The organism is Pseudomonas sp. HPB0071 (assembly GCF_000478505.2).
Classification (GTDB): Bacteria; Pseudomonadota; Gammaproteobacteria; order Pseudomonadales; family Pseudomonadaceae; genus Chryseomonas; species Chryseomonas luteola.
In genome coordinates, this window is the sequence record NZ_KI517370.1 from 57,750 (window position 1) to 68,976 (window position 11,227).

Below are 11,227 nucleotides of genomic sequence, written 5' to 3' on the forward strand. Positions count from 1 at the left end.
GGGCTTGAAATGGTGTCCACCAAAAATGATCTGACCCCGAAATGTTGGACGCCTTCTATGCCCGCCGGGCTTGAGTCCTGTACTCCACAGGGCTCAGGCCACTCAGCTTTAGCCTGATTCTCGAATTATTGTAGTAGTGTATGTAGCTTGCTATCCCGGCTTCAAGCTCTTCTAGGTTATTGAATTTGTTCAGATAGAAGAACTCAGATTTCAAGGTGCCAAAAAAACTTTCCATCGCCGCATTGTCATAGCAATTGCCTTTGCGAGACATGCTTTGCTTCACCGCATGTTCGTTCAGGACACGTCGGTAGATTGGCATGCGGTATTGCCATCCCTGGTCTGAATGTAGGATCGGCTTATCACGAGGCTTTAGTCGCTCAAAAGCCTGCCGCAGCATTGTGCCGACCATGTCGAAAAGTGGTCGCCTGGCAGTCTTGAAGGCGATTATTTCGCCGTTGTAGAGGTCGAGTATCGGCGAGAGGTAAAGCTTGTGCTGGCCAACTCGAAACTCTGTCACGTCAGTTACCCATTTCTGATTTGGCCGTTTTGCCACGAATTTTCTCTTCAGTAGGTTGGGCGCTATCTGACCTTCCTCTCCTCTGTAAGCGCGGTATTTTTTGATGCGTACACAGCTTTTCAATTCAAGCTCGCCCATGAGGCGCTGGACAGTCTTGTGGTTCACCAGGTGGCCGCCCCGCCTGACGGCAGCAGTGATACGGCGATACCCGTACCGCCCCTTATGCTCATCGAAAATCGAGCGAATACAGCTTTTAAGCATCGCGTACTTATCACCCGCTTGTCGCACCTTTTGTTGATAATAAAACGTGCTGCGGGCGAGGCCTGCCAGTTTCAGAAGGCCATCTAAATGATATTTCTGCCTCAGCTCCATCACGATTTGCGCTTTTTCGGCTGCGCAGATCGTTCCTTTGCTTGAACCAAGGCTTCTAGCTTTTTTAAATAATCTATTTCCATCCGCAGCTGCTGCAATTCGCCCAGCAAATCATCGCGGGTGCGATCTTCGTCGTCCGTAGAGGCGAGCTGAGAAGGTTGGGGGATTTTCGCCATTTTGCTATGAAGTCCACTTCCTGGATGCCGGGATAATGCATCTAAACCGCCCTCATCATAGCGACGTTCCCACTGGCCAATGATGTCGAATTTTCGAATGTCAAACAGTGCGGCCGTTTGACGATAAGACAGCTCTTCATCACGCATGCGCTGCAATACGTTTAGCTTGAACTCGGGGCTGTAGTGTTTCTTTTTCTTGCGTTTCAGCCCCGCCTCACCAAGCGCCTGGTACGCCGCGATCCACTTCCGAAGGGACGAGACATCAACCTCATGTCGGTGCGCGACCTCTCTGTGGCCTGCGCTACCCGAGCAGTAGTCTTTCACCGCTGAGAGCTTCACCAGCTCTGTGTATTTTTCCATGCCTTCCCCTTTGATGATGTCCAAGGTCTGGGGGTCAGATCAAAACAGGTGGACACCATGCCGCTAGCTGGAAGAACCGGGGAGGTGTGTTGGCCAGACGCTTACAGTGCTTCGACAAAACAAGGTGCCGTGCTTGTCTATGTCCTCAAGAATATGTTGATCTGTGGTGACGTTATAGCGGACCCCGCGATGGGGGCTGTAGCTAAAAAGATTGACTGAATTGTACTGAGGAAGGGACATAGTCACTCTGCAAAGTTAAAGAGTACAAACGTCTGTGTCTTCAAAACAGTTAGGCGTCAAATCGCCATCAGACATTTAGTTAGATCGTTGTTATGAGTCAGTGCTACCTATTAAGGTTACTATTTAGATCTGACACTCTTTGCCAGCCGTCAAAACCTGACATGCGCTTGCGAAACACCACACCAGGTTCAGCCAGAGCCACTGCTTCATCAGCTTCTTTTAAGGCATATGCCCACTGGGTCAGTATGTAGCTAGTCGTACCAATCAGTTCAGCAGCTGCTTTTTTGCTTGGCGCCGCTACCATCAGAACATTTAAGCCCCGCTCCACTGCATAAGGTTTGAATTGTGGAGACCTGGCTGGTTCATGACCTATAGGTGGAAAGCGAAGCTTATGAAGATCGTTAGAGAGCGAGCGTATCATCCTCAAATTTGCTTCCCACAACTGACTGGCGCTTAGAAGGCCATTTTCAAATTCAGAGATGCAAACTGGGCGACGTAAGGTACGGGCCTCGAACTGTGCCAGCATTTCATTTTGCTCGGGAGACAGCTTTTCGCTGTAAATAACATGTAAGCGGCAGGCATCTTCAGGGGCATAGCTACCAGGAGGCGTTACCATAAAAAAATCCTCGAGCTTCGCTGTCCCCGATATAGGCTAAGGGCGGAACTCCGACCCAAGGTAGAACTATGAAAAAGCTGTAGCTCGATAGCGACCAAAGGGGTTATCTAACTATTCTTGGGCTTTTTTACAGTTGGGAGGCCCCGGACTGCATCATCATAGTGGGGGCTACGCTCAGGATCATTGATGATCTTACTGACCCAAGTAGCGCTTACCTTCCAACGAACCGATAGATCCTTATTGGTCCACCCCTTACGTTTGAGTTCAGCCTTCATTTCTTCGGGGCTCATCTGTGCTTCCATTTTCTTTCCTTGATCTCCAGAGGGGCGTGTAATCTCCGCCTATCGCATGATTGTTAGTCGGTTATTTTTTCAACCATCTTTCTTGTTACCCATCCCTGCATATCGATGTCGTTTTCCTTATCATGGTAAACAACATGCAGCCAGGTACGATCTTCTGAGTCGAGGACACGTACGATAGAGTTAATGGGCAACTCTCTTATGATGTTGGCCTTCATGCTTGGCGCCAGCCTGAGCCTAACCTTGTCGCGTTTTACGATACGCGTAAGCCTCTGTAACTCAATAGGTGTTCCACAAAGATGTTTGCGAAATTCTTTACGTACCTGCGCCATAGAGGCCACGCTTGGTAGACGCTCAGCTATATCACAAGCATTTTCACGATAGTCCTTCCACTCCTTCAAGAAGTTAGCAGTAACTGCCGGGACTTTCTGGATGACTGAAAAAAACAACGAAAAAAAGATGAACAGCAGCAGTTTTGCGCTTGCCGAAAGGGCTGTTTCAGATGATACGCCTCGCAGCTTATCAATGACCTCAGCTTCGGCACTGCGTTGACTTTCTGTTGGAGGCTCATCCAAAAATGCCTTCAAAACATCGCTTTCAGTATCAATGAGACTGTCTGAAGCGAAGCTTTGAAATAATGAATTGATGCGTTCCTGGTCGGCATCTCTGAAGACATTGAGTAATGGAAGGTGCGAGCGCTCAATTTGTTCGAACGTATTAGCACTATGTTGAAAATCGCTAAGAACCTTAGCTATGGCTGTACTGTTAGAGAGGAGTGTTTCGTTCCAGTACGGTTTAGCCTTAAGGATACCGCCAAAAGCTTCGCTAGCCTTGTTTGCGATCTCAAGATAGCTCTGTACTTGGGATTTCCTCAATATGGCCTGAACACTTGCAATCTGCCTTACTAAGGGAGCATTTGCTGCTTCCAGTAAGGCTTTCTGTGCCTCACTTCGCTCCAATAGCTGCCTCTTGATGGACTCAAAAGGTTCTAATATCGCTTTTATATGATCAAGCCGAGATTTCTGTAATTCAGAAAGCAGCCTTTGTGTAGGGTTTGCTCGATCTAACGCTTTTCGTAAAGCCTCAGCCGCGCTAAATGTGCTCGTGTCCGTACTCATCTTACTACGCCCCGCTTACTCGAGTTTCAAAACCATTAGATAGCCCTCGCGCTTATTACCTGGTGCTACAACTCTAATGGCTACCCTCGAGCGGCTTCGGTAGTAAGGCTTTGTAAGCCTACCATAATGGTGAAGTATAGTTAATCAACCAGTCTATTTTAAAGTGAACTCAGGTTCACTATGACTTTGGTATTTAGTTCTTCTGACAATGGACGAATGATGGCTGCCTGGCGCCAGCACTACGTTAAAAATCAAGGCCTGAATTAACGGCTTGCTTGAATAGTACTCAGCACTCCTAGCCGATCTTTAAATTCTTCAAGCCAGTTAGGGTTTGTCTGATCCATCTGAAACTTAATGGCGCTTTGTAGCGCCAGCTCTGATGTGGCCATTGAGTAGCCTGCGTCGCTTGCCGCAGAAAGCAGAGCATATCCCTCCGCCTTTTTCGCAATAGGCCCTTTGACATTGCGTGTAAGAATTGCCATGCCTTGCTGGTAAAGAGCCTCAGGGCTTCTATGGCTGTTGATGGTTGTGGCAGTAGGATCGAGCTCATGTAATAGAGCAAGTGCACGAGAATTACCGTTGTTAGCAGCAATAGATAAAGGGGCGATAGCTTCCAATTCCCTGCCCTCTCGCTTGAGTAAACGGCCTAGTTGGTAATTGGCTTCCGAATCCCCGCTTTGCGCCGCTGCCTGTAGATAAGCGGTTCCTTTTTCAACATCATCTAAGCTTAGCGAGCTATAAAGCCCTGCATACAGCATTCCCAGCTCCAGCTGAGCCCGTTGACTGGACTCTGAGGCCTGTTGAAGGAAGGTAACGCCGCGTTCGCGATCTATGACACCGTTATCCCCGCGAACGTACTGCCATCCTAGTACACGCAGCGCCTCGGGGTTGCCAAGCGAAGCAGAGCTATTCAAATGCTCAGTAGCGATAACTGTATTCTTTTCTACTCTTTCACCCTTGGTATAGATACGGGCTAACTCGTAGTGTGCAAGAGCATCCCCTGCTTGAGCTGCCAGGTTGTAGTAGTTAAGGGCAGACGCTGTGTCTCCTAACTGCCAAGCTTGCTCTGCCTCTGCTCTTAACTGTTCATTTGTAGCATCTGACTGCTCAGCGAAGCCGCTTTCTGGGACATCTTGCGTCACAGGGGTCCAACCCTGATTGTCATTGGCCTCTACTGTATGCCCGCTCTGATCAGCTTGGGTTTGCGTGGTGTAAGAAGAGTTTGCTTCGTAAACAGGAGCAACCAAAGAATCTTGGACACCATAGACTGGGTAATTGGCTGAGTTATCAGAGGCACATCCTGCAAGCAGGATGAGAGTGGCAGAGATAGCCGACAGCTTGTACATAAAGATCTCTTAAATCGAAGCAATTACATGGCCAACGTAAGTAAGCCTGCTAAGGGGGATAGGCGGGTAATGCCCTTCGGTAAGCGGCTCTAGATAGGCGCCCTGCTTATAACCCAGGTAAAACGTTGGGTCGACTTGGGAGCGATAGCACAGGACAGGTTTACGCTCAGCGATGTCATCAAGGTTCAGCGTTGGTGCGTTGGTCGAAATTAGAAAGGCGTTTGCAGCGTGATGCATTTTGTTTGTTGGGTTAAGCCAAAACCCACGACTTTTGATGATCTTTCCTGGTGGCACCTCTAGGTAGTGGGCGCCTGACGGAATTTCCCCCCTAGCAAGATAATGCAGTGCTTCGTTGTCGCTAAGTACCGGACAGGATGCATAGGTGGCGTTATGGTTTCTTACATGCTTTATCACCGGCAATGCTCCAGGTCGGCCAGTCCTAAGGGTATGTCAGGGAAAAAGTTGTGGCTGGAGCGCAACACAAGGCACTCCTCAGACATACCTGTCAGATTGTAATCAGCGGCGATATTGTTGAAGGTGGTAAGCAATGTTTGATGCAGTTTTTTGAGAAGATCCGCAGCCGAGACAACAGCTACGCATAAGGTAGCCTCTTTCTTCCCGTAGTGATAAACCGCAACTCGAAATCCTCTGCCCACCGGATTGCCTTGCTGACGGGGTCCAAACACCTTTTGATCTACTTGAATGACCCCTGATACATAAATAGCCAGCCCGAGCGCATCACATCGCAACTCAACTGCGTTATGGGTGTTAGCTCTAGTACTACGCATCTGATCGATATGCTCACCAGCTGTGTGATGCGCACGACCATCGCTTAGGTAGTAGATAGGGCAGTTATAAGCGCCATAGGCTAGGCCTTTTCCATCATTGGTCACCTCAATTGGATGGTTCAAGATCAAAGCTTGGGCATCCTGAATCTGCTTGAGGATGGCGCTGCCCCTTAATGCCGCAGGAGTAAGGCCTTTGGGCCGAAACTCATAGATAGTTGCTTCACTCATTTAGCTACCTCGCTTGATGCCTTTCAAGCATGTGTATCCGAAAGGCAAAATCGAACCATTTCTATCATATCGTTCTATTCTAGAATAAAGAACAAATCAAGCGCAATGTGGTTAATGCTTGCATTAAGGCTGCATGATAATCTATTTACTACGGTTTAATATCATCTAGTGATGCAATGCGCGGCTACTTTATCAAGAAGATTGGAGCAAATCGGGGGAAGCCCAGGATTTGGCTTCAAAACCTAGAGGTCTCAAATGCGGGGCTGGCGCCAGGTGATCGGTTTGATATTCATCTCAAAGGCGGAACGGTCACTCTACGCGCCAACCCGGATGGCTCCCGTGTAGTCAGCCGGAAACTAGACAAGCAAGGCCGCGAAAACCCAGTCATTGATATCAATAGCCAGGAGTTGCTGGCGCTGTTTGACGGGATGTCATCTATTCGCCTTGTTCAACGCCAAGGAGAGATATATCTCCTGCCTTTAGCTTCTGAGATCAAGAAAAAGGAGCGACTGAGTCGTCTCAAAACCAAGGTGATTAACGGCGAATCACTCGAGATAGGTAGTCTGTCCCATGGTGGTGGCCTACTTGCACATGCAATGCACCAAGGCTTAAAGCAAGCCGGTATTGATTCAGTAAATAGGTTTGCAAATGAAATCAGGCCGGAGTTACTCGATCATGCTTCCCATGGTGAGAATTGGTCTTTAAATACAATTCCCCTTGCAGCTCCAATGCAGGAGCTTGCATTTGATCAGGCAGCGATGCGGCATATACCCAAGCTTGAGGGTTTGGAAATGGGGCTGCCCTGCTCCGGCGCGTCAGTAGCGGGTCGAGCCAAACGAGGCACGTCTCATCCAGAGGAGCATCCTGAGGTTGGACATCTAGTTGTTGCCGCCCTGGTAATTCTAGCTAAGGCAAATCCAGCATTCGTACTGTTTGAAAATGTCGTGCCTTATGCCTCAAGTGCAAGCGCCTCCATCCTCCGCAACCAGTTGCGCGACTTGGGATATGAAACCCATGAAACCGTACTCAAAGGCGAACAGTTCAATGCTCTTGAGCATCGTGATCGCTGGTGCATGGTCGCAGTAACACAAGGAATGCATTTTGATTGGAGCATGCTCCAAATCCCAGCCAGGGAGCGGTTGAAGCTTTCCGATGTACTGGACGATATTTCCTTAGACGATCCTATGTGGAGCGAGATGTCGGGGCTTAAGGCGAAAGAGGCAAGAGATAAGGAGGAAGGCAAAAACTTTAAGATGCAGATCTTTTCTGCTGAAGATGAAAAGATCGGAACCATCACTAAGGGCTATTCAAAAGTCCGTAGTACGGACCCTAAAATTCGGCATCCCTCCAATCCCAACCTGCTGCGCCAACTTACACCTGCTGAACATGCCCGGATCAAGCAATACCCGCCATCCATCATACAAAACCTTTCCTCTACCCTCGCTCATGAGGTGCTTGGCCAGGGCGTCGTATCAGGACCCTTTATCGCCGCTTCCAAGTTACTTGGACAATCTATTCTGTCCTTCGCCCATGAGGTCAAAGCTACATCTACTCGAGACCTTGTAGAGGCTATCTGTAGTGAGATGACAGACTCCGCAGCAATGGTAGCCACTGAAATCCGGGCGCCGTTGGCAGGAGTTGTTTATGAAGGGGTCGTATCGGTAAATGACCTAGGCATGGTCATTCAGGATGTAGGAAACGGCGTCGGCATCCTTCACCGCTCTGATGCCCTGAAAAATGTGCGCCTCGGCGAGATTATGCGTGTTCAATATCCAAGGCTTTCAGGTGAACCCGTAGTGGATCATTTGAGTACGCCAGCCCCATCGCAAACAGCCTCGCTGAAATCAACTGACCTACCCGAACTCCAGAAAAGATCTATAACAGCTGCGCCAGCTCAGACAGCCCTCTTCACTAGCGAGGCACTCTGGGAGACACCTCCTCCGCCGCGCCCACGAAGCCCTGGTTTGTAGTACACAACTAGCCCTATAGAAGAGTCGCAAAAATGATAATCCACATTACGCCTAGCTTCCTTGCGTGTTCTCAATCCGGCTCCAACTGCGAGCTTGTTGAGCTGGTACTCCCGGAGTTTGGCCTAACCCTAAAAGGTGGGGTCGATATCGTTACCCGCAGGCCATATCCCAACAAACGCTACCAAGTAGCATGTCGCAAGAAAGGACAAACAGCGGTGATCGGTATTTTCATTGAGACCAAGGAAAGAGTAAGCGAATTTACTAGCATCGCTCGATGGTCCATTGGAGCTGAGCGCATCGCAACTCACGAAGTGAATTACATCATCCTCGATAATGAGCATGATGCGGCAAGCGATGATATGGCGCGTTGGTACAGCTGGTCCCATGAAGGCCAGATGTTCGAAGTACGCTGGCCAGAGGTGTCGAAGCATTGGTCCCCCGCTAGTGCACGTCCAAGAGCTCAGTTAACTCAGCTCCCAAAGCGAAACGGCTTGATAGCCGATTCGATAGTGGACGGAGTCATTACCAGGCGAGTGGAAACCTTTCACATGCATACATTGGAGCGTGAGCGCGTACTCGCTAGCCGTTCCTGGGCCAAATGCGTCCCTACGCTTGATTCTGCATTTGTCGCCAACTGCTGACGTGCCTAGTAATGCTTCAACAACTTTATTCGCTACCGATTTGACTAGGCCGCATGAATCAGACCTCAAGCTAGAAGGGAACCAAAGACATGATTGATATGGCTGGCATAGCCGAGTTGAGTAGCACTCTTGATGGGTGCAGTGAACTGATTAGCTCAAGTGATAGGCTCAACGATAAGCTTCGCATAAATCTGCAAAACCACGCCCTGGTATACGCGGCGTTTCTTACCGATCTTCAGAATCAAAAGATCACGGCTGATGCGCCCACATTAGAAACGATGGTGGGTGCCTGTAAAGAGTTCTGCGATCTGATCAAAACATTCCTATAGAGCTCATAAGGAACGACTCTATGACTGACATCAATAAAGAGCTTGAGACTAAATCAGAGTCCGTTTTCAAGCGCTTCGCAAGTTCCCTTGCACAGATTCATCCAGCAGCAGCAGGGGCTATCGTAGCCGCTGTGATCATGCCAACAACATTCTTTGCCTCTGCTATGAATATCCTTGAGCACAAGGATATTCTAGCAAGCCAAGGGCCAGAAGCACTTGCTGCCTTTATGAAGCATAAGCCTGACACAATGCTGGAAGCCATAGGCCAAGCTTTGGCAGGCACCTCGCCCTCCAAGTGGCAGTCCATGCAAACTTTGTCGCTAATGGCTCTATCAACGCTACCGATAATGACGACCGCTGGCGTTCATCTGGCTCAGCAGTTCAGTAGCATGAAGCGGCAGATCCAGGAGCTGAAAACAAACAGTTCACACTCAGCTAGTGCTGGCGCCAGCCGAGATCCTGCTTTGCCTTCAGGAGCGACACGGGATCCGCATAAGGGACCATTATCAGCTCAGTTCAACGCATCGCTTGAGTCGATGGCAACAAAGCTAGACAATCGTAATCAGCCCACTATTAAACCCGGTCCTAAAGGCCCACGTCTGTAATGATCGCCATGGATACACCAGAGTGGTGTTTGAATATTGCATTTGTACTAGCTTTTGCGGTGCTGATGCATTTGATTAGTTTAGGAGTCGCCCTCCTTTTGAAGCGCCAGCAGTTGGCCTTGGTTTCACAGTCCTTCGTGACAGGAGCCGCAGCGGGTTGTGCGCTGTATAGCCTTTTACCTGCAAAGGATTCACTAATCGCTAGTGCTTTGGTCAGTGCTATGACAGCAGGAGTATCGATGTATTTGACTACTCTTCTCATGAAATCGAAGCGAGGCTGATGCTTAATCAGCTGGGCATACTATGCACAGCTGATTAATAGTTATGAAGCTAATACTGGCTAAGCTAGGAGCGCTCCGGGCTTCCTAGACATCTCCAAGTTTCATAATGAGGCCTAGATAAAAGGTCTCCTGAGTCGTCAGTGTTACCCTGAAGAGTTCAGGATCGAGGCGCTCAAGTAATTGACCGAGAAAGGCAAACCTGTCGCCGATGTTGCCAAGCGCCAAGGGATGTCCGCTCACAGCCTTTAGGCATGGATCAAACGCCACAGCAAGTGCCAAGAAGAGCGATGACCAGTAAGCCGAGCTAGGTTGGCTTCGTGCTGATCTCAAGTTCGTGACTGAAGAGCTAAAAAAGGCCGCCGTGTACTTTGCCAGGGAGTACGGCTGAAGGATTCCTTCAGAAAAAGTACTTTCCTGATTACCCGATGCGTGGCCTGTGCCAAACCCTCAGGGTGCATCCCTGCGAATATTGATCCTACTGGCCGAGCCTCAATCTGTCCGGGCCAAAAAATATCAACGACTGCTCGGCCTAAACAACCACGCCTGGTTAGAAAGCAGATGCGTGTATGGCTATTGTAAGATTCACGCTGATCTGTAAGAGCTAGAGAGCACGTTGAATGAAATCGAATCAGTTGCTTTATGCAGGCAGAGGGGCAGTGTTCGCAAACGGATTATCGCCATCGTCCTGGTTTTTTATGGCGGAAAGTCAACAGTAGCATCGTCCAACCACCTGGCCCGACAGTTCAATGTGAGTGAGCCCGATAAGAGTTGGATGACCGATATCACCTACATCCGCACCTATAAAATGAGGCTTTACTAGCGGTAGTGCTGGATTTGATCTATCGCAAAGATATTGGTTGGTCAATGAAGCCCAGAATGTGCAGCGACCTAGCCATCGACAGTCGTGCTGATGGATATGTGGCGACGCAAGGCAAAACAGCAAGTGGTGATTCACTCAGACCAGAACAGCCAGCTCCGTAGCTCAGGTGGGTAAAGTTTCTTGAAGGCCAACAATATAATCAACAGCATGAAACTGTTGAAATAATGTCGTAGCCGAGAGCTTTCTCCAGCTTTTGAGGCGAGAACAGACTCGACAAAAGATTTACGGAACGTGTGACGAATCCCGAAGTGATATTTTCGATTAGATCGAGACGTTCTACAACTCTAAACATCGACCCAGCAGTGCTACGCAGTTGTCGTCTATAGAGTATGGGAAACGCTATTTCCTGAGCTTTGAGAGTGTTAAGGAAGGTCTGAAGTAGCCCTGTATTTCCGGTCGACTTCAGCCCTCGCTGCTTTTGAAAGCGGGCCGTCGATCAAAATCGACCAGGTAACCCGCTC

General features: G+C 49.1%; 12 protein-coding genes and 1 pseudogene. 6 read left to right on the forward strand and 7 right to left on the reverse strand.

Features of this window, described 5'->3' with window-relative positions:
* Window positions 1–55: 55 nt before the first annotated feature.
* The 7 genes from HMPREF1487_RS27085 to HMPREF1487_RS24710 form a co-directional block, all read right to left on the reverse strand.
* Window positions 56–1,425 (reverse strand): IS3 family transposase gene (locus HMPREF1487_RS27085; protein WP_232235716.1). Its coding sequence is split into 2 segments (ribosomal slippage): window positions 56–942 and window positions 942–1,425, totalling 1,371 coding nucleotides; the frame shifts between segments, so codons are not numbered across the junction.
* A gap of 343 nt (window positions 1,426–1,768) precedes the next feature.
* A complete protein-coding gene (locus HMPREF1487_RS24685) occupies window positions 1,769–2,281 on the reverse strand; it encodes a hypothetical protein (protein ID WP_010799521.1) in 513 nt (170 codons plus the stop codon).
* 107 nt (window positions 2,282–2,388) lie between these two features.
* Complete coding sequence (locus tag HMPREF1487_RS24690; protein ID WP_245960676.1) at window positions 2,389–2,571, reverse strand: hypothetical protein; 183 nt, start codon at window positions 2,569–2,571, stop codon at window positions 2,389–2,391.
* A gap of 65 nt (window positions 2,572–2,636) precedes the next feature.
* A complete protein-coding gene (locus HMPREF1487_RS24695; protein ID WP_037031332.1) occupies window positions 2,637–3,698 on the reverse strand; it encodes an SH3 domain-containing protein in 1,062 nt (353 codons plus the stop codon).
* A gap of 263 nt (window positions 3,699–3,961) precedes the next feature.
* A complete protein-coding gene (locus HMPREF1487_RS24700) occupies window positions 3,962–5,044 on the reverse strand; it encodes a tetratricopeptide repeat protein (protein WP_010799524.1) in 1,083 nt (360 codons plus the stop codon).
* Window positions 5,045–5,053: 9 nt separating this feature from the next.
* Complete coding sequence (locus HMPREF1487_RS27545; RefSeq protein WP_154982424.1) at window positions 5,054–5,281, reverse strand: hypothetical protein; 228 nt, start codon at window positions 5,279–5,281, stop codon at window positions 5,054–5,056.
* 173 nt (window positions 5,282–5,454) lie between these two features.
* The gene (locus tag HMPREF1487_RS24710; protein ID WP_010799526.1) at window positions 5,455–6,060 is read right to left on the reverse strand and encodes a hypothetical protein; all 606 of its coding nucleotides are present in this window, start codon (window positions 6,058–6,060) and stop codon (window positions 5,455–5,457) included.
* A 176-nt stretch (window positions 6,061–6,236) separates the two neighbouring features.
* Between HMPREF1487_RS24710 and HMPREF1487_RS24715 the strand changes: the two genes are divergently transcribed.
* The 6 genes and pseudogenes from HMPREF1487_RS24715 (at window position 6,237) to HMPREF1487_RS27090 (ending at window position 11,148) form a co-directional block, all read left to right on the forward strand.
* Window positions 6,237–8,030 carry a DNA cytosine methyltransferase gene (locus HMPREF1487_RS24715; protein ID WP_010799527.1) on the forward strand — a complete coding sequence of 598 codons (1,794 nt, stop codon included), beginning with the start codon at window positions 6,237–6,239 and terminating at the stop codon, window positions 8,028–8,030.
* Between the two features lie 32 nt (window positions 8,031–8,062).
* Window positions 8,063–8,671, forward strand: a complete 609-nt coding sequence (locus HMPREF1487_RS24720; RefSeq protein ID WP_010799528.1) for a DUF6012 family protein — start codon at window positions 8,063–8,065, stop codon at window positions 8,669–8,671.
* Window positions 8,672–8,760: 89 nt separating this feature from the next.
* Window positions 8,761–9,000: a hypothetical protein gene (locus HMPREF1487_RS24725; RefSeq protein WP_010799529.1), complete on the forward strand. Its 240-nt coding sequence runs from the start codon at window positions 8,761–8,763 to the stop codon at window positions 8,998–9,000.
* A gap of 20 nt (window positions 9,001–9,020) precedes the next feature.
* Complete coding sequence (locus HMPREF1487_RS24730) at window positions 9,021–9,605, forward strand: hypothetical protein (protein ID WP_010799530.1); 585 nt, start codon at window positions 9,021–9,023, stop codon at window positions 9,603–9,605.
* Between the two features lie 8 nt (window positions 9,606–9,613).
* Window positions 9,614–9,886 carry a hypothetical protein gene (locus HMPREF1487_RS24735; protein WP_154982425.1) on the forward strand — a complete coding sequence of 91 codons (273 nt, stop codon included), beginning with the start codon at window positions 9,614–9,616 and terminating at the stop codon, window positions 9,884–9,886.
* A 180-nt stretch (window positions 9,887–10,066) separates the two neighbouring features.
* A pseudogene (locus tag HMPREF1487_RS27090) lies at window positions 10,067–11,148 on the forward strand (IS3 family transposase).
* Window positions 11,149–11,227 lie beyond the last annotated feature (79 nt).